Here is a 17068-nt window from a genome sequence, read left to right as displayed (position 1 = left end):
CGGCGGTAAAAAAAAGACTCAGGCCTCTTTGCTTTCCGGATGCTGGCGGCCGAAAATCACTTCCATTTTTGCGCCACCGAGCGGGCTGTCACCGGGCAGAATTTTGCCTTCATACTGATCAACAATTTCACGTGCCACGGAAAGCCCGACGCCCTGGCCTGGACGCAGCGTATCCGCGCGTTGACCGCGGTCGAACACCAGATCGCGTTTGCTTTGCGGAATACCGGGCCCGTCATCTTCTACGAAAATATGCAGATAATCGTCCGTCTGGCGGGCCGACACCTCCACGAACTCCAGACAGTACTTACAGGCGTTATCCAGCACATTGCCTAAGACTTCCATAAAGTCGTTTTGCTCGCCGACGAAGCTGATTTCCGGCGAGATATCGAGAGTGATGTTCACGCCTTTACGCTGATACACCTTGTTTAGCGCTGACGTCAGATTATCCAGCAGCGGCGCCACCGCGTGCAGCTCACGGCTGAGTAACATGCTGCCCGTGCGCATACTGGCGCGATGCAGGTAATAGCCAATCTGCTGCGAGATACGGCTGATTTGTTCCAGCATCACTGGTTCGGCGTCTTCCACGCTGAGTTTGTTACCGCGCAGGGAACGCAGGGTACTTTGCAGCACCGCCAGCGGTGTTTTCAGGCTGTGCGTGAGGTCGGTCAGCGTGGTGCGGTATTTGTCGTAGCGGTCGCGCTCGCTTTTCAGCAGGCGGTTAAGGTTTTGCACCAGGCTTGTGAGTTCGCGGGTGGTTTCCGGGTTCAGCGTCTCGCGGTGGTGCTCTTCCAGTTCACGCACCTCTTTCGCCAGCGATTCTATCGGCCGCAAACTCCACCACGCAGCGACCCACAACAGCGGAATAACCAACAGCAAATTCGCCGCCAGCACATAGATAAACCAGCTCCACACCATATACGAGCGTTTCAGCTCAATGGGAATGGTGTCGACGACTACGATGGTCATCTGCGGTAAATGGGACGTTGCGGGATAGATATTGACGGCGACCGAGTGGGTCATTTCGGAATCGTCATCCTGCTGGCGAATCTCGTTGAGCTGCTGCATCACCGCATGATCGTTACGCAGCAGCATGCTTGATGAGCCAACGTCGGCTTCGATTTCATGGAAACCGTTGGTCTTCAGCCATTCCGGGCGAATCCGGTCCACCAGCCATGGGACGTCGCGCTGCATCCACATCAGCTTGCCGTGCTTGTCGTAAATCAACGCCATCGTCGGGCTTTGCAGGTTGAGGTTTTCGGGGATCTCAACGTTGACTCTATTATTTTCATAACGCGCCAGGGTGTAGAACAGGTTGCTTTCACCGCGTAGCAAACGGAAGGTGGTTTTATCGAAGCTGACGCTATAGCCGACCAGCGCGACCATGCCGTACGCCAGCGATAGCACCAGAACCACCCCTGCGGTTGCGAGCAAAAAGCGGACGCGCAGGGAGAGGGGTAAAATATGCCTGAGCACTTTTTTCATCCGCGCAGTTCGAACAGGTAACCCTGACCTCGTACGGTGGTGATCACGTCCTGCGGGTACTGTGCCTGGATTTTCTTGCGCAGACGGCCCATCAGCACGTCGATGGTGTGGCTCTCGCGCAACTCGGCGTCGGGGTAGAGTTGCAGCATCAGCGAATCTTTGCTGACCACTTTGCCGTTATTGCGGATAAGCGTTTCCATAATGGTGTATTCAAAGGCTGTCAGCTTGATGACCTCTTCATTCACCGAAAGCTCACGGCGTGACAAATCGACCTGGAACGGCGGAAGGGAAATCACCTGTGATGCCAGGCCGCTGTTCCGGCGCAGCAGCGCCTGCATCCGCGCCGCCACTTCTTCGATGTGGAACGGTTTAGTGACGTAGTCGTCCGCGCCGGCACTCAGCACTTCGACTTTGTCCTGCCAACCTTCGCGGGCGGTCAATACTAACACCGGGAGTGATATTTCATGGCTGCGCCAGCGGCGGATCATCGACAGCCCGTCTTCGTCCGGCAGGCCTAAATCGACAATCGCAATATCCGGCACATGTTCACCGAGATAGTAATCCGCTTCCTTTGCGTCTTCCGCAGCATCAACCTGGTGCCCCAGCTCCTGCAGCTGAACTTTGAGATGGTGACGCAACAGGGCGTTATCCTCCACGACGAGTACGCGCATGTCTCTACTCCCTTTCATTTACGATTTGAATAGTTTAACGCGATTACGCAAAACCAGTGCGTTCAAGTGAAACTTAATCTGACGCCTTAGCCGGTAATATAAACTGACTTCGCTTTTCGGACTTAAGCATTTCTGAGATAACGGCTATTTGTTTATTTACCGTTGAGGACCGGGAATCTTGCGGAAATTACCTGAGGATTATTAATATCATGAATCGTGAGTCCCTGATGGGACTTGTCCGAACGTTTTGCCGAGGTAATATCTTGCCTGCAGTGAATCCCCCTATGCTGTGGGGCGTTCAGTAGAACTTCGGTCTTAAGGTCACGCGGGTACTGTGCAGACTGACACAGGCTCACCAGGAGGCACCTGGCACTGCATCACACTTTCTCCTCGCCAGAGGAAAACCTCTCTCCCCGGGCGGGAAGAGAGGAGGGCAACTTACTTCAGTTCATCAACCATGGTAATGGCGCGACCAAGGTAGTTAGCCGGGGTCATGGCTTTCAGGCGCGTTTTCTCGTGCTCTGGCAGCGCCAGACCATCGATAAACTCTTTCATGCCTTCGGCGTCAACGCGCTTACCGCGGGTCAGCTCTTTCAGCTTCTCGTACGGTTTTTCGATGCCGTAACGACGCATAACGGTCTGGATTGGCTCTGCCAACACTTCCCAGTTGCTGTCCAGTTCTGCCAGCAGGCGATCGCGGTTCACTTCCAGTTTGCTCACGCCTTTCAGCGTGGACTGGTACGCAATCAGCGCATAGCCAAGACCGACGCCCAGGTTACGCAACACCGTGGAATCGGTGAGGTCACGCTGCCAACGGGAAACCGGCAGTTTGCTCGCCAGATGTTGCAGCACGGCGTTGGACAGGCCGAGGTTTCCTTCGGAGTTTTCGAAGTCAATCGGGTTCACTTTGTGCGGCATGGTGGATGAACCGATTTCGCCGGCAATGGTTTTTTGCTTGAAGTGGTTCAGCGCCACGTAGCCCCACACATCGCGATCGAAGTCGATAAGGATCGTGTTGAAGCGCGCCACGCAGTCGAATAGTTCTGCGATGTAATCGTGCGGTTCAATCTGAGTGGTATACGGGTTCCACTGGATGCCGAGCGACGTCACGAATTCTTCGCTGAATTCATGCCAGTCGACTTCCGGGTAGGCCGCGAGGTGAGCGTTATAGTTGCCGACTGCACCGTTGATTTTACCGAGAATTTCGACCTGGTTCAGCTGACGATACTGACGCTCCAGACGGTACGCGACGTTCGCCATCTCTTTACCCATGGTGGACGGGGTCGCAGGCTGGCCGTGGGTACGGGAAAGCAGGGGGATATCGCGATACTGTACCGCCAGGTCTTTCACCGCATCGATAAGCTTACGCCAGTATGGCAGGACCACTTCGTCGCGCGCGGTTTTCAGCATTAGCGCGTGGGACAGGTTGTTGATGTCCTCAGAGGTGCAGGCGAAGTGAATGAACTCAGACACCGCGTGCAGGGCAGGAACGTCAGCCACTTTCTCTTTCAGGAAATACTCAACCGCTTTCACATCGTGGTTGGTGGTGCGCTCGATGGTTTTAATGCGCGCGGCATCTTCTTCGTTAAAATCAGCGATGATTTTATCGAGGAAACCGTTTGCGTCAGCAGCAAAAGCTGGAACTTCCTTGACAGCTGTGTGCGCGGCTAATTTTTGCAGCCAGCGAACTTCAACCTGCACACGGAATTTCAGCAAACCGAATTCGCTGAAAATGCCGCGCAGCGCGCTGACTTTATCGCCGTAGCGTCCATCGACAGGGGAAACGGCGGTCAGTGAGGATAATTCCATAGATCACAACTCCGGAGTTATATGAGCAAGAATTTGTTTTGCCTGAGTGGTCAGGCGATTACGGGAAAACATGAGTTGCAGACGACCGCCGCCAACCTGGTGCCACAGCACTGCGGCGCGGATACCTGCCAACAGGCCAGCGCGAACTTTGGCCTGCACCTGCGGGCTTTGCAGCACGGCAGGGGAACCGGTGACCTGAATACGCGGCCCCAGCGGGCTTATCACGTCGACATAAATAGCCGCCATCGCGCTCATCAGGGTTTCAGACTGCAAATCGAAATGGTCTAACTGGCGCTGCAGCCCGGCAATGCGCTCGCCGAGGGTGTCCATGGCGCCTTTGGCGGCAAAGAGCTTACGTTCCAGCACCATCAGGCTTAAGGTGTAACGCGTCAGTTCGGCGTTGAGGCCCTGACGGCTGCTGGCGTTAAGTACCCCAAGCAGCGTTTCAAGGCCGAGGCGAAGATTAGCTTCACTGCCACCGAACACGCCCAGAGTAGAATCCGGGTTGAGATCGATAACGCTGTTCAGCGCCACGTGCAGGGCATCGTTGTCGCAGTGACCCTGATGCGCAAGTTGCTGAACCAGACGGGCCGACTGGCAAATCCCGGCCAGCGCGATAGTGATGTCGTAATAGTTCTTCGCCACTAAAACTCCTTTCTGTGTGCTGTCTGAGTCTTAAACCGGCAGCGGCAAACGCTGCTCGATAATGCCGCCACCGAGGCACACTTCACCGCTGTAGAACACGGCGGACTGACCTGGGGTTACGGCAGAAACGGGCTCGTCAAAGCGAACCTCAATGCGGTCTTCATCCAGTGCAGTCACGATGCAGGGGATGTCTGTCTGGCGATAGCGGGTTTTCACCGTGCAGCGAAGGGTGCCGTTGAGTGGCTGGCGATCGACCCAGTGTAGCTGTTGGGCAATCAGGCCAACCGACATCAAACGCGGGTGGTCATGACCCTGCGCCACCACCAGAATGTTATTTTCAACGTCTTTATCGACGGTGTACCACGGCTCTTCGCTACCGTCTTTAGTACCACCGATGCCTAAGCCTTTACGCTGGCCGAGGGTGTGATACATCAGGCCCTGGTGCTCGCCAATCACGTCGCCATCAACGGTAACGATTTTGCCCGGCTGAGCAGGCAGGTAGCGGCCAAGGAATTCGCGGAATTTGCGCTCGCCGATAAAACAGATACCGGTGGAGTCTTTTTTCTTCGCCGTTATCAAGTCCAGTTCTTCCGCGATACGACGGACTTCAGGCTTTTCTAATTCGCCAACCGGGAACAGGCTCTGGGCGATCTGTTCGTGGCCAAGCGTATACAGAAAATAGCTCTGGTCTTTGTTACCGTCGAGACCGCGCAACAGCTGGCTTTTGCCATTCACATCAGCGCGGCGCACGTAGTGACCGGTGGCGATGAAATCGGCACCTAAATCTTCGGCGGCGAACTCAAGGAAGGCTTTAAATTTGATTTCTTTGTTGCACAGAATATCCGGGTTCGGGGTGCGACCGGCTTTGTACTCTTCGAGGAACAGCTCAAACACGTTGTCCCAGTATTCTGCGGCAAAATTGACGGTGTGCAGCTCAATGCCGAGCTTGTCGCACACGGCCTGGGCATCGGCCAGGTCAGCTGCGGCTGTACAATATTCCTCGCCGTCGTCCTCTTCCCAGTTCTTCATGAACAGGCCTTCCACCTTATAACCTTGCTGTTGCAGCAGGTAGGCAGAAACGGAGGAATCGACACCGCCGGACATGCCGACGATCACTTTTTTTGGGCTTTCTGACATTGGAATACTCACGACATTGAACTTCAAGGCGGCATATTCTATCACGCAGCCCCAGGGTTGACACCCTTTGTGAAGGGCCAGTTAAATTCGCCGATAATTTCTAGCGGCAGACGCTGACCGCTCTGCCAGCAGCGGATGCTTTCGGCGACTAGCGGAGAGCGTAAATGACAGGCTGTGAGGATCTCTTCGGCGCTCAGCCACAGGCAGCGATCGATATCATCATCATGGGGTTGCGTCTCGCAGACGCCATCCAGTTCGATGGCAAACAGAAAGCGCAGGAACGGCGTGTTGTCCGGCGCAATCCATTGATGCAGACGGATCAGATGCTGCGGCGTGGCGTGAATACCGGTCTCTTCCCACAGCTCACGCTCGGCGGCCTGCACCAGCGTTTCGTCGGCTTCCAGATGCCCGGCGGGCTGGTTCCATGTGGCTTTGCCGTTAACGGTTTCTTCGACGATCAGAAATTTACCTTTGGCGTGAACCACGCAGGCAACGGTGACGTGCGGTTTAAACATGTACGGCTCCTTGTCAGGCATCGCGCCACTGACCATTAGCAAGATTGTCCAGCGTGTAAGTGCCCATCGCGTAGCGAATCAGTCGTAAAGTCGGGTAGCCAACATGGGCGGTCATGCGGCGAACCTGACGGTTTCGGCCTTCATACAACGTGACTTTTAGCCAGCTGGTAGGGATGGATTTACGTTCACGAATCGGCGGGTTGCGCGGCCACAGCCATTCAGGCGTATCGACCCGCTCAATGCCCGCCGGGAGGGTGGGACCGTCGTTGAGGGTAACACCGTTGCGCAGTGAATTCAGCGTTTCCTCGTCCGGTTCCCCTTCAACCTGCACGAAATAGATTTTCCCCGTGCGCTTACCTGGTTGAGTGAGTTGCGCCTGCAACGCGCCGTCATTGGTGAGAACCAGCAGGCCCTCGCTGTCGCGGTCTAGTCGCCCGGCGGCATATACGCCCTGGACGTCGATAAAATCTTTGAGGGTGCTGCGTCCGGCTTCGTCAGTAAACTGCGGCAAAACATCGTAGGGTTTATTGAACAAAATGACGCGTTTTGGCTGGCTTTCTTTTCGTTGTCTGGAAGCTTGTTGTGAGCTGAATCGCTTAAGGCGGTGATTTCTAAAAGAAGTTTTATTCATGGTATTTTCAGGCCGGGTCAATTGCCGCATTATAGCCTAATTACGAAGACCTTTCATGGAACCCAACATTCAGGTAGTATCAACTAGCTCATTACAAATCATTAACAAAAAATATTGCTCACACTTATTCGCGTTGCGGGCAGCAACGCTACCCAGGACACGAAAGGCACGAGCAGTCACCAGAAGCGCTCGAAGGAGAGGTTAATGGAAAGCAAAGTAGTTGTTCCGGCGGAAGGCCAAAAGATCACCCTGCAAAACGGCAAACTGAACGTCCCCCACAATCCGATTATCCCATTCATCGAAGGTGATGGTATCGGTGTGGACGTGACTCCGCCGATGATCAAAGTGGTGAATGCCGCCGTAGAGAAAGCCTACAAAGGCGAGCGTAAAATTTCCTGGATGGAAATTTACACCGGGGAAAAATCCACCAAACTGTACGGCCAGGACGTCTGGCTGCCAGCTGAAACTCTGGATCTGATTCGCGATTATCGCGTGGCCATCAAAGGCCCGCTGACCACTCCGGTCGGTGGCGGTATTCGTTCTCTGAACGTAGCCCTGCGCCAGGAACTGGATCTTTACGTCTGCCTGCGCCCGGTACGTTACTACCAGGGCACCCCAAGCCCGGTTAAACACCCAGAACTGACCGACATGGTCATCTTCCGTGAAAACTCAGAAGACATCTACGCAGGCATCGAGTGGAAAGCGGACTCTGCCGACGCGGAAAAAGTGATCAAGTTCCTGCGTGAAGAGATGGGCGTGAAGAAAATTCGCTTCCCTGAACACTGCGGTATCGGCATCAAGCCATGTTCAGAAGAAGGCACCAAGCGCCTGGTTCGTGCGGCGATTGAATACGCTATCACCAACGACCGTGACTCTGTGACCATCGTTCACAAAGGCAACATCATGAAGTTCACCGAAGGTGCTTTCAAAGACTGGGGTTACCAGCTGGCGAAAGAAGAATTCGGCGGTGAGCTGATCGACGGCGGCCCGTGGCAGAAAATCAAGAACCCGAATACCGGCAAAGAGATCATCGTTAAAGATGTGATCGCCGATGCGTTCCTGCAGCAGATCCTGCTGCGTCCAGCTGAATACGACGTTATCGCATGTATGAACCTGAACGGTGACTACATCTCTGATGCCCTGGCGGCACAGGTTGGCGGTATCGGTATCGCACCAGGCGCAAACATCGGTGACGAATGCGCACTGTTCGAAGCCACCCACGGGACTGCACCGAAGTACGCAGGCCAGGATAAAGTGAACCCAGGTTCCGTCATCCTGTCCGCAGAAATGATGCTCCGTCACATGGAATGGTTCGAAGCCGCAGACCTGATTGTTAAAGGCATGGAAGGCGCAATCGCTGCCAAGACCGTGACCTATGACTTCGAACGTCTGATGGAGGGCGCTAAGCTGCTGAAATGTTCAGAGTTTGGTGACGCGATCATCGACAATATGTAATTTCGATATTTGTTAAATCGATTAACGGGAGCTTAACGCTCCCGTTGTTTTTTGTTAGCGTTCTAACGGTTATCAAAGATTTATCAAAATAATTTATCAAAACCCCTTCAAGCAGCATCTGCATTCCCTGCCGCCAGTTCGCAAATGACTCGCGCATTTCCAACAAAAGCACGACAAAACTGCGCAGATTGGACAGACCGCGTTGAGCAAACAGTGGACAATCCATGTCTTATGTCAGCCAACCTGACGGGAATTCCACTCGGCACGGGTGATTTCCCAGCGTTCGGAATCTGACAGACCGAAAACGTATCATCAAAGCACTTTTAAAGTGTCATCTAACCAGGCGGGAAGATTTTCTCTGTATCCGTTGAGATAGAATTGAAAATCACTTTTCTGCCGTTAATTGAACAGTACGACTACCCCGGTAATAATCCATGCTTTAGCAATCGCTATTTCTTTAGCTAAATTATAATGATTCCCCTGAACGGAGGATGTGTCGACGAAAAAGTCACGATTCACCGAAGAGCCGATTGTTTTTGCCCTGAAGCAGGCTGAGCATGGTCTCAAGCCTCGTACAGCCTGGGCGAAGAGTGCGGCATTACCCGAGAGCCGTAAAAAAAGGCCACAACGTTATCCGTTGTGGCCTTCTTCAAGAGCTTAACTGACAAGCACTAAGCCAGTGGCTCCTTTTTTATTTCAGTTCAGTTTATGGCGTAACGATGTTAAACCAGAATTCGAACTTGTCCATATAACCCAGCAGCTCAGTCAGCTTGTTAGCGTCGCCGGTGATTTTCATATCACCTTTGTCTTTAGCCTGTTGCAGAGTTTCTTCTTTCAACACAATACGGTCTAGCGTATCGCGGGAAAGGGTAATGGTGGCATCGGCATTATCGGCCTGAGAGTTTGCGGTGTGGTTAAGCACACCGTTTTCCAGCTCAAGTTTGTATTTCCCGCCCTGGTCACCGAAGTCGACGTTAAGTGTCACATGCGCATTCGCCGCTTTTTCACCGTTAATATGAACAGCCAAATAATCGAAGAACATTTCTGGCGTCATGGCACGGACGGTATCCGGGCTCGCGGTGTTTGGCGTTGCGGCTTTAACTACTCCGTTACGCAACTCTTTGGCACCTGACAGGTAGAAGTTACGCCATGGGCCAGATTCGGCCTGATAACCCATCTGCTCAAGCGCATCGGCTTCCAGATTGAGCGCAGCTTTGTTCGTCGGATCGGCAAACACGACTTTACTCACAACCTGAGCTACCCAACGGTAATGACCCTGGTCGTAATCTGCTTTGGCTTTTTGCAGGATGTTATCCGCGCCGCCCATATACTCGACGTATTTCTTCGCCGCTTCTGCCGGTGGCAGTTCATCCAGGGTTGCCGGGTTGCCATCGAACCAGCCGAGATAGAACACGTAGGTTGCTTTCACATCGTGGCTGACGGAACCGTAGTAACCGCGGCTAGCCCAGGTCTTCTCGAGAGTCTCTGGCAGCTTAAAGTTAGCGGCGATTTCGTCACGGGTCAGGCCTTCATTCGCCATACGCAGCGTCTGGTCATTGATATAACGATACATATCACGCTGACCTTTCATCAGGTTGACGACGTTATCTTTGCCCCAGGTCGGCCAATGGTGCTGAGCGATAATGATTTCGGCATCATTGCCCCAGCGATCGATAGCGGCATTGATGTATTTAGACCATGCCAGCGGATCGCGGATTTTCGCACCACGCAGAGAATAAGTGTTGTGCAGGGTGTGAGTGACATCCTCTGCAGCTTCGATCATCTTCTTCTCTTTGACGTACCACAGCATTTCTGAAGGCGCTTCAGAACCCGGGGCCATCATGAAGTCGTAGGTCAGACCATCGATGACTTCTTCCTGACCTGTATGGGTGATGTAATCCGTTGGTGCCAGTAATGTCACTGTACCTGCGGAAGTGGTCGTCCCGAGACCCGCGCCCACCTGGCCTTTGGCATCAGCCGGCAGCAGGTTGCCATACATGTAGCTTGCTCGACGACTCATGGCATTACCCGCCATGATGTTTTCATCTACAGCAGCGCCCATGAAACCTTGCGGAGCATAGATTTTAACCTTGCCGGATTTGACATCAGCCTGGTCAACGACACCGCGAACGCCGCCATAGTGGTCAACGTGGCTGTGAGTGAAAATAACCGCGACAACAGGTTTTTTGCCGCGATTTTTGTAATACAGGTCCAAACCGACTTTAGCGGTTTCAGCAGAAACCAGTGGATCGATAACGGTAATCCCGGTCTTACCTTCAATGATCGTCATGTTTGAAAGGTCGAGATTACGAATCTGATAAACACCGTCGGTGACTTCAAACAGACCGCCGATGTTAATCAGCTGGGATTGACGCCACAGGCTAGGGTTTACTGTGTCTGGCGCTTTGGCGCCTTCTTTGATAAAGGCATAATGCTGAGGATCCCAGATTGTATTACCTTTCTCACCTTTGATGACTTCCTGCGGCAGCGGAGCGATAAAGCCCTTATGCGCATTCGTAAAGTCGGTGTTATCGGAAAAAGGCAGTTTGCTGTAAAGCGCTTCGTTTGCCTGTTTGGTTGCCGCAGTGGCATCGTTTGTCGGCGCCTCGGTTGCCGCAGTCACTGACAACGTCGTCAGTAACCCCGCGACAGCCAGACTCCTGGCAATCATATTCAATCTCATTCGTTCAACCTCCTGGTAGGATTTAGCGTGTTCAGTTTTACTGGATATTCGCGTGACTTTGCGTCAGCACCAACATCGCAGCACAATGATTTGATTTAAAGTGTAATTATAAAATGGCAAACGCAACGTACCACGTTGAAAGCACTAAGAAATCTGTACTCGCCGGTCGCCGGATTGATTCGGGATTTATTGAAGGTATTTTATGCGCCTTATATTATTTGAATAGTCCCAAATGGTACTGCTTATTTAATATGCGATGATGGCGCAGAGTAAATGGGAAAGGACGTTACAGTTTTCAGGTGCTATACTGCGTAATAAATTTAGAGTGTGTTCAGGTGTAACATGAAAGCCAATTTTGAGAATATCCACCATTATTATCAATCGCTGGAGTTGGGGCGCTATATAGATGATATTTGCATTGGCGGTGATGTTTTCACTCTTGCGCCTGCAGATTATATCAAAATCCTGCCCGGTTTTATTTATATTGTTCTTAATGGTTCAGTGGCAATTTCTCATAAAGCTAATGAGCTGACCGTGGGTAATACGATTGAGTATATGCCTATCGGGCTGATGGAGGAGTATTGTCCACTTTTAAATTTTGAATATAAATGCATGACACCTGTGACCGCTGTGAAGATACCGTGCGAGGCATTTACCGCGCTATTTTATCAGAGTCCAGAACACATGAGTGTGCTGTCGAAAATTCTGGTTTTTATGACGATATTTTCACTGGAATTGCTTGCGGAAAGAAAACAGTTAACCAGTTATCAAACCATAAAACCGATGCTGCATCGCTACCTTTATAGAACGCGGACGTTTGAGAATGAAAAGGAAGGGCTGGCGAATTTTATTATACGCCGCACGAAACTCTCCAGGACGCATGTCTTCCGTGTACTCGCGGATCTCAAAGAGGGCGGGTACATCACAATGGAAAAAGGAAAGTTGATTTCAATTGATAAAACGCTACCTGAAGATTATTGATTCAGCTTACGGTATATTCTTAAACTCAGCCAGGCTCTCGTTCCGCTCAAAAAAATCGCCTAACTCAGGATTTACTCAGAGTATTCTTGCTTTTACCGCACAGAATGTCAGGACCCAAACAATCGTTTGTGTCCTAATTGTATGCTCAATAAACATTAATTCCTGAAAATGAATCAAGCTAATTCCTGCTCCCTCTATCGTGCGTGCGTGTCGAGATGTTCTTGGTCATTTATTTTAGTGACAACGGCATGAAAAACACGATTTCCCACAGTAAATATCCCGTATCGCTGGCCTGTGCTTTAGCCGGGCTTGCCATCGTATCATTTTGTATCGCCGGTGCGATGCTGGCGATGTTTGTCAGCACCGGCATGGATGAGACTATCCGTTATACCGGCGAGAGACTCATTCAGTCCAGCGGGGCAAATGTCGTGCAAACGCTGGAAGACTACATGGATCTTCCGACCGTCACCAACCAGCTTTTTGCACGGACCTTCGAGAACAGTGACCTCGATGTGTTAAGTGCCACGCAGGTTACAGAAACCTTAAAGCAGCTGATCAGAACCGATCGCTTTGGCCATGTTTCGGTCGACAGAGTCTCATTCACCACGCCTGACGGGAATTATGTTGCGTTCAATCGTCTTGATGTTAATAACAAAAAAATCATCAACATGGAGAAGACGTCTGGGGATGCACATAACATTCTGAACGTCTATGAAGGGTCGACGGAGTACTCCCGGGTTGTTAAAACGATATATGATTTCAACAAGTTAGTTCAGCCGTGGCTTGAAAAAGCAGAGCAGTCTAAAAAGTCATTCTGGTCCCGTATTTATCCGCGTTCATATAACAAAAATGACAGAATGTTGGCATACAGAACGCCGGTATATAACCGCGCAGGAAAACTGCTAGGGGTTATTTCCTCGGAGATTATGCCCGATAGCATGAGCCGCTATGTCTGTGAGGTGTTGCCTTTTAAAGACAACACCATACTGATAACTGGCAGCGATAATAATATTGTCTCGTCGTCAGAAATGCCGATAACGCCTGCGCTCATGCAGCCTGAACTGGCAAGCGCGGCAAAAGAGCATCACCAGGCCGACGGAAAGAGACTGACAAACAAAGAGTTGCGCCAGCTTTTAACGCCTGAAATTATGGAAAAGAGCACCCATCAGGGCAGTCCGACAGAGATTACCTCAGGTAAAGGCGATAAATATATTGTTCATACCATAAAATACGGCAGCACCGATCGGGAACTTCACGGCCACGTCCTGCTGATAACCTCGCAGGACTCGTTGTCGGGCAGCATCAAGAAAACGATTATTGCGTTTGCTGTCAAAATTATGGGGTTGTTCGCCATTGTGTATCTCATTGCGGCCATTGTTCTGCGAAACTTTTTCAGTCCGCTTAACACTATCATTGGCAAAAACAAAGACCTGCTAAACATGCAGTGGAAGCCGGAGGAGAACAAAAGACTGTTCCCGGAGGTGGCGACGCTAGATTCCAGTTTCTTCAGGCTTTCCCATGAGTTGGCCGCCCGCACCGAGAAGCACCGTAAGCTGGTTGAGGAAGACAACCTGACTGGCCTGCCAACGCGCGCCGGGCTGCTCAGTAAGCCTGAGTCTTACGAAGGCAAAAACTTGCTTGCCCGTATTCACGTGAGCAATGCCGCAAATATTGCCCGGGTAATGGGGCTTGAGTATTCCGGCCGTTTCCTGCGTAGTTTTGTCAGCCGAATGAAGAATACCCTTCCAGGCGGAACGCTGCTGTGTCGTGATGACTATGGCAGCTTCCTGGCGATATTCCCTGAGGTTTACGAACAAAAAGATTTGATGTTCTTTGAGGATATCTTGCAGTCACTGTTCCTTGATATTAAATCCGATGGCGACGCTGAAACTGAACGCTACTGCTTTATCGGGAATTCCGGGATGTTCTTTGGGCACATGACTCAGGAACGAATGCCGGAAGTGATTTTGAATTCAGGGATAGCCGTGCAGCATGCTGAAAAAATAGGTAATGGTAAGTCGCTGGTCTTTGTGCAGGAAATGCAGGATCAGGGGCTTGAGAATATTCGTCTGCATGAAAAATTACAGCATGCTATCGCCAACGATGAATTCCATATCGTGATGCAGCCGATCATTAACCTCGATAATCAGAATAGCTGCAATGAAGGTGAGAGCCTGATTCGCTGGCAAACGCCGGACGAAGGGTTTATCTCGCCGATCAAGTTCATAAGCCTTGCGGAAGAGTCGGGACTGATCATTCCGATTGGGCGTTGGGTGATCGCCGAATCCTGTAAGCAGCTGGCGAAGTTTATCGCGCGCGGGGGTCCGAAAGATTTCAAACTGCACGTCAATATTTCAGCAATACAGCTACAGCAGCCCGATTTTGCTTCGCATTTGTTCACCTGTATTCAGGAGAACGAACTGATGAACGGCAACATCTGCGTGGAAATCACCGAAAGTACGCTAATGAAACATACTGATCAGATTGTCGATACGCTTAAGTATCTGCGCCGCCTGGGCGTGACCGTGGCGATTGATGATTTCGGTTCCGGCTATTCGAGCCTCTCTTATTTGCACTCTTTCCCGTTCGACTGCCTGAAAATCGACAGAACATTTGTCTCTGACATTCTGACTAATGAGAAGAACGCGGCGGTGGTTTCGTCAGTGCTGACGCTCGCCAAAAGCTTTAACGTGCCGCTGGTGGCTGAGGGCGTGGAGACGCTGGAGATGGCTGAGAAGCTTCAGGAAATGGGATGTGAACTGGTGCAGGGATACTACTTCTCCAGGCCACTTCCCTTTGATGACTTTACGGCAGCGGTGAATCGAGGCTGACGGCGCGTTATTCGTCGACCAGCCACATGTCCGCTTCTTCGAACATTTCCTGAACGGCGCGGCTAATCTGTTCCTTTTCATGTTTGCTGGCGTCGGTATTGATTGCCGGCAGCGTCATCATTGGCTTAACGCGAATGTCTGCGTCGGGGAATATCTGATGAACGCGCCGGGTAAGTTCACTCAGAATTTTTTCTTGTGCGCCAGGCAAGCCTGCGAAATTGCGTTTGTCATAAATCAGTTCGACGAACATTACCACTTCCTTTGTACTGTTTAGATGCACAGTTTTATACTGTATGGATATTCAGTGTCAAGGCCAGAGTGGCGGCACCCGGCACAAGTATGTTCTGGTAAAGCCATTGAGGGAGTGCTGTAGCATTAATGACTTAGCGGAAACTCGCGAGGGCTGGCAAAATCGCGACTACGTTTAAAACGATAAAAAGTGGCCATCATGAAAAAAAGTGCACTCATCGCAGTCAGTTTTCTGTTTCTCGCTAGCCAGTCTAGTTTTGCCGGAAGCAAAACCCTGGTGGAATACGGCGTGGTTCAACAGAGCCGTGTCATCAGCCAGGCTAATGGACAGTATCATCCTTTACGGACTGTGGCGGCAGGGGCGTTAGGCGGCGTCGTTGGCCACCAGTTCGGGAATGGTAAAGGCAAGACCGCAATGACCGCAGCTGGCGCACTCGCCGGGGCAGGGGCGTCGCGTTACCATCAAAGCACGCAGCAGGCGCCACAGCAGGTCGATTTACTGATCAAAACCGAATCAGGTGCCACTATCGACGTGGTCCAGTCGTACACCGGCGGTGTGGTGTTTAATCCCGGCGACAAAGTTCGCATCCTGACCAGAGGCTCAGATACCACGGTCGATAAATCTTTGTAAAAGCGCGCTACGACTCAGATAACAAAAACGGGAACCTTTGGGTTCCCGTTTTTATACCTGATGCCTGACTGCGCTCAGGGTAATGCACTAAGCGCGTGCCTCAGCAGTAAGGTGTCTAATTACCTGGCAGCGAGCTGCGACGCTGAAAAGAGCGTGCCGCAATAGGGGCAGAGCAAAGGACTATTTTTTTTGATTCTTGATGGACTGTGCATTGATTTCTTAGCACATTTCGGACATGAACATTCTGCGGGTTGGGAAGGGCGAAGTTGACGATTTTTACGTTCAGCCATGTGTATTCCTTATATGTTGGCGCAAAACAATACCTCAATAGCACGCGAAAAGCCCTCATTCATTTTTTTATTTTTAACAATGCAGACTTTTCCCGGCCCTGACAAATCTTTTGAGATAAGCCTTGCTAAAAAAAATTAATCGTGCGTTAATGCTCTATCGGTTTGAACATACACGTTATCTGAAACAGTTCTCTTAAGTCGTCCTCATCATTTTCTCTCCTTGATGTACCTTCTTCAGTTTTCTTAGAAACAACAGGTTTTCAAACCAACACAGCCTGCGGGCGAAATAATAATTAAAGGTAAAAAACATGTCTAACCAAATGACTGGTATTGTTAAATGGTTTAATGCTGAAAAAGGTTTCGGCTTTATTACTCCAAAAGACGGAAGCAAAGATGTCTTCGTACATTTCTCTGCTATCCAGAGCAACGATTTCCGTACTCTGTATGAAAATCAAGAAGTTGAATTCTCCGTTGAAGCAGGTCCTAAAGGTCCTTCCGCAGTCAACGTGGTACCGCACTGAGGGCCTGACTATTTCTGACTCAATTCACTTCCGCTGCCCTTGCTGCCACGGTTCGCAATATCGGACTTCATCTTTCGATGTTACTGAAAAAAATCCGTTCGGTGCAAAATGTATTTTTTGCAAATCAGCAATGATCACCGCCGATAATATTTACACTTGGCAACGTCCTGTTTCTGTTTCCACTATTACCGAAATCAGAAAATAATACGTACGATGCTATCAGATAAATACTATTTTAATTAGGACAGGTGACAGACTTACATCCATCCGGAGAACGAATGAAAAAAGTGCTCGTGTTTTTTAACGCCGAACCTCTGACCGTTGTCTCCGTTATGCCTGATGAAACGTCAATACGTTGTGAATATCCGAACGGTGAGGAGGCAAATTTGATAATCATGTCTGCCAGTTTTCCCTCTCTGACCGGCGATCACAATGTAATTCATGTCGCTACAGACAGAGAACTTGCTGCAGAAGATATTCTCAAAGCAGCCGAAAAGTACCTGTAAAACTGATTGTCCAGATAACCGCCCAATGGGC

17 protein-coding genes are annotated in these 17068 nt (G+C 50.9%); 7 read left to right on the top strand and 10 right to left on the bottom strand.

Going from position 1 to position 17068, the window contains the following annotated elements; genetic code table 11:
* Positions 1 to 18: 18 nt before the first annotated feature.
* The 7 genes from phoQ to rluE form a co-directional block, all read right to left on the bottom strand.
* A complete protein-coding gene (gene phoQ, locus MUU51_RS05485) occupies positions 19 to 1482 on the bottom strand; it encodes a two-component system sensor histidine kinase PhoQ (protein WP_258967295.1) in 1464 nt (487 codons plus the stop codon).
* Positions 1479 to 2153, bottom strand: a complete 675-nt coding sequence (gene phoP, locus MUU51_RS05480) for a two-component system response regulator PhoP (RefSeq protein WP_159775252.1) — start codon at positions 2151 to 2153, stop codon at positions 1479 to 1481. Before phoP ends, phoQ begins: the two co-directional genes overlap by 4 nt.
* A 438-nt stretch (positions 2154 to 2591) precedes the next feature.
* Positions 2592 to 3962, bottom strand: coding sequence for an adenylosuccinate lyase (gene purB, locus MUU51_RS05475; RefSeq protein ID WP_258967294.1), 1371 nt, complete (start codon positions 3960 to 3962; stop codon positions 2592 to 2594).
* Positions 3963 to 3965: 3 nt separating this feature from the next.
* The gene (gene hflD, locus MUU51_RS05470; RefSeq protein WP_125353693.1) at positions 3966 to 4607 is read right to left on the bottom strand and encodes a high frequency lysogenization protein HflD; all 642 of its coding nucleotides are present in this window, start codon (positions 4605 to 4607) and stop codon (positions 3966 to 3968) included.
* 30 nt (positions 4608 to 4637) lie between these two features.
* Entirely contained in the window at positions 4638 to 5744 is a 1107-nt protein-coding gene (mnmA, locus tag MUU51_RS05465; protein WP_159775256.1) for a tRNA 2-thiouridine(34) synthase MnmA, read from the bottom strand.
* A 41-nt stretch (positions 5745 to 5785) separates the two neighbouring features.
* Complete coding sequence (locus tag MUU51_RS05460) at positions 5786 to 6259, bottom strand: NUDIX hydrolase (protein ID WP_159775258.1); 474 nt, start codon at positions 6257 to 6259, stop codon at positions 5786 to 5788.
* A gap of 13 nt (positions 6260 to 6272) precedes the next feature.
* Positions 6273 to 6920, bottom strand: coding sequence for a 23S rRNA pseudouridine(2457) synthase RluE (gene rluE, locus MUU51_RS05455; protein WP_159775260.1), 648 nt, complete (start codon positions 6918 to 6920; stop codon positions 6273 to 6275).
* Between the two features lie 174 nt (positions 6921 to 7094).
* On the opposite strand from rluE, the gene icd reads away from it, so the two are divergent.
* Entirely contained in the window at positions 7095 to 8345 is a 1251-nt protein-coding gene (icd, locus tag MUU51_RS05450; RefSeq protein ID WP_125353689.1) for an NADP-dependent isocitrate dehydrogenase, read from the top strand.
* Positions 8346 to 9051: 706 nt separating this feature from the next.
* On the opposite strand, the gene MUU51_RS05445 is transcribed toward icd, so the two are convergent.
* Positions 9052 to 11028: an alkyl/aryl-sulfatase gene (locus tag MUU51_RS05445; RefSeq protein ID WP_258967293.1), complete on the bottom strand. Its 1977-nt coding sequence runs from the start codon at positions 11026 to 11028 to the stop codon at positions 9052 to 9054.
* A gap of 342 nt (positions 11029 to 11370) precedes the next feature.
* Between MUU51_RS05445 and MUU51_RS05440 the strand changes: the two genes are divergently transcribed.
* Both MUU51_RS05440 and MUU51_RS05435 read left to right on the top strand, forming a co-directional pair.
* Positions 11371 to 12009: a helix-turn-helix domain-containing protein gene (locus MUU51_RS05440; RefSeq protein ID WP_159775264.1), complete on the top strand. Its 639-nt coding sequence runs from the start codon at positions 11371 to 11373 to the stop codon at positions 12007 to 12009.
* A 248-nt stretch (positions 12010 to 12257) separates the two neighbouring features.
* Positions 12258 to 14840, top strand: a complete 2583-nt coding sequence (locus tag MUU51_RS05435) for a bifunctional diguanylate cyclase/phosphodiesterase (RefSeq protein WP_258967292.1) — start codon at positions 12258 to 12260, stop codon at positions 14838 to 14840.
* 7 nt (positions 14841 to 14847) lie between these two features.
* Here MUU51_RS05435 and MUU51_RS05430 read toward each other — a convergent pair whose 3' ends face one another.
* A complete protein-coding gene (locus MUU51_RS05430) occupies positions 14848 to 15090 on the bottom strand; it encodes a DinI family protein (RefSeq protein ID WP_159775268.1) in 243 nt (80 codons plus the stop codon).
* 198 nt (positions 15091 to 15288) lie between these two features.
* Between MUU51_RS05430 and MUU51_RS05425 the strand changes: the two genes are divergently transcribed.
* Positions 15289 to 15720: a glycine zipper 2TM domain-containing protein gene (locus MUU51_RS05425; protein WP_159775270.1), complete on the top strand. Its 432-nt coding sequence runs from the start codon at positions 15289 to 15291 to the stop codon at positions 15718 to 15720.
* 119 nt (positions 15721 to 15839) lie between these two features.
* On the opposite strand, the gene MUU51_RS22170 is transcribed toward MUU51_RS05425, so the two are convergent.
* The gene (locus MUU51_RS22170; protein WP_217448705.1) at positions 15840 to 16010 is read right to left on the bottom strand and encodes a YnfU family zinc-binding protein; all 171 of its coding nucleotides are present in this window, start codon (positions 16008 to 16010) and stop codon (positions 15840 to 15842) included.
* A 308-nt stretch (positions 16011 to 16318) separates the two neighbouring features.
* On the opposite strand from MUU51_RS22170, the gene cspE reads away from it, so the two are divergent.
* From cspE to MUU51_RS05410, 3 genes are all read left to right on the top strand, one after another.
* Entirely contained in the window at positions 16319 to 16531 is a 213-nt protein-coding gene (gene cspE / locus MUU51_RS05420) for a transcription antiterminator/RNA stability regulator CspE (protein ID WP_258967291.1), read from the top strand.
* Between the two features lie 10 nt (positions 16532 to 16541).
* Positions 16542 to 16736 (top strand): cold shock small protein YmcF, encoded by a 195-nt coding sequence (gene ymcF / locus MUU51_RS05415; RefSeq protein WP_258967360.1) that lies wholly within the window; start codon positions 16542 to 16544, stop codon positions 16734 to 16736.
* Between the two features lie 73 nt (positions 16737 to 16809).
* Positions 16810 to 17037 (top strand): hypothetical protein, encoded by a 228-nt coding sequence (locus tag MUU51_RS05410; protein WP_159775274.1) that lies wholly within the window; start codon positions 16810 to 16812, stop codon positions 17035 to 17037.
* Positions 17038 to 17068: the final 31 nt, after the last annotated feature.

Source organism: Scandinavium manionii (genome assembly GCF_024764775.1).
GTDB classification, from domain to species: Bacteria; Pseudomonadota; Gammaproteobacteria; order Enterobacterales; family Enterobacteriaceae; genus Scandinavium; species Scandinavium manionii.
Note: the sequence above shows the minus strand (reverse complement) of the source record. Positions and strands in the feature narration are given on the sequence as shown.

What these genes read in the sequence shown, in the direction of transcription:
- phoP (WP_159775252.1), bottom strand. Translation starts at nt 2,153, where the DNA reads ATGCGCGTACTCGTCGTGGAGGATAACGCCCTGTTGCGTCACCATCTC.
- mnmA (WP_159775256.1), bottom strand. Translation starts at nt 5,744, where the DNA reads ATGTCAGAAAGCCCAAAAAAAGTGATCGTCGGCATGTCCGGCGGTGTC.
- MUU51_RS05430 (WP_159775268.1), bottom strand. Translation starts at nt 15,090, where the DNA reads ATGTTCGTCGAACTGATTTATGACAAACGCAATTTCGCAGGCTTGCCT.
- MUU51_RS05460 (WP_159775258.1), bottom strand. Translation starts at nt 6,259, where the DNA reads ATGTTTAAACCGCACGTCACCGTTGCCTGCGTGGTTCACGCCAAAGGT.
- MUU51_RS22170 (WP_217448705.1), bottom strand. Translation starts at nt 16,010, where the DNA reads ATGGCTGAACGTAAAAATCGTCAACTTCGCCCTTCCCAACCCGCAGAA.
- rluE (WP_159775260.1), bottom strand. Translation starts at nt 6,920, where the DNA reads ATGCGGCAATTGACCCGGCCTGAAAATACCATGAATAAAACTTCTTTT.
- MUU51_RS05435 (WP_258967292.1), top strand. Translation starts at nt 12,258, where the DNA reads ATGAAAAACACGATTTCCCACAGTAAATATCCCGTATCGCTGGCCTGT.
- MUU51_RS05410 (WP_159775274.1), top strand. Translation starts at nt 16,810, where the DNA reads ATGAAAAAAGTGCTCGTGTTTTTTAACGCCGAACCTCTGACCGTTGTC.
- icd (WP_125353689.1), top strand. Translation starts at nt 7,095, where the DNA reads ATGGAAAGCAAAGTAGTTGTTCCGGCGGAAGGCCAAAAGATCACCCTG.
- MUU51_RS05445 (WP_258967293.1), bottom strand. Translation starts at nt 11,028, where the DNA reads ATGAGATTGAATATGATTGCCAGGAGTCTGGCTGTCGCGGGGTTACTG.
- phoQ (WP_258967295.1), bottom strand. Translation starts at nt 1,482, where the DNA reads ATGAAAAAAGTGCTCAGGCATATTTTACCCCTCTCCCTGCGCGTCCGC.
- MUU51_RS05425 (WP_159775270.1), top strand. Translation starts at nt 15,289, where the DNA reads ATGAAAAAAAGTGCACTCATCGCAGTCAGTTTTCTGTTTCTCGCTAGC.
- purB (WP_258967294.1), bottom strand. Translation starts at nt 3,962, where the DNA reads ATGGAATTATCCTCACTGACCGCCGTTTCCCCTGTCGATGGACGCTAC.
- MUU51_RS05440 (WP_159775264.1), top strand. Translation starts at nt 11,371, where the DNA reads ATGAAAGCCAATTTTGAGAATATCCACCATTATTATCAATCGCTGGAG.
- cspE (WP_258967291.1), top strand. Translation starts at nt 16,319, where the DNA reads ATGTCTAACCAAATGACTGGTATTGTTAAATGGTTTAATGCTGAAAAA.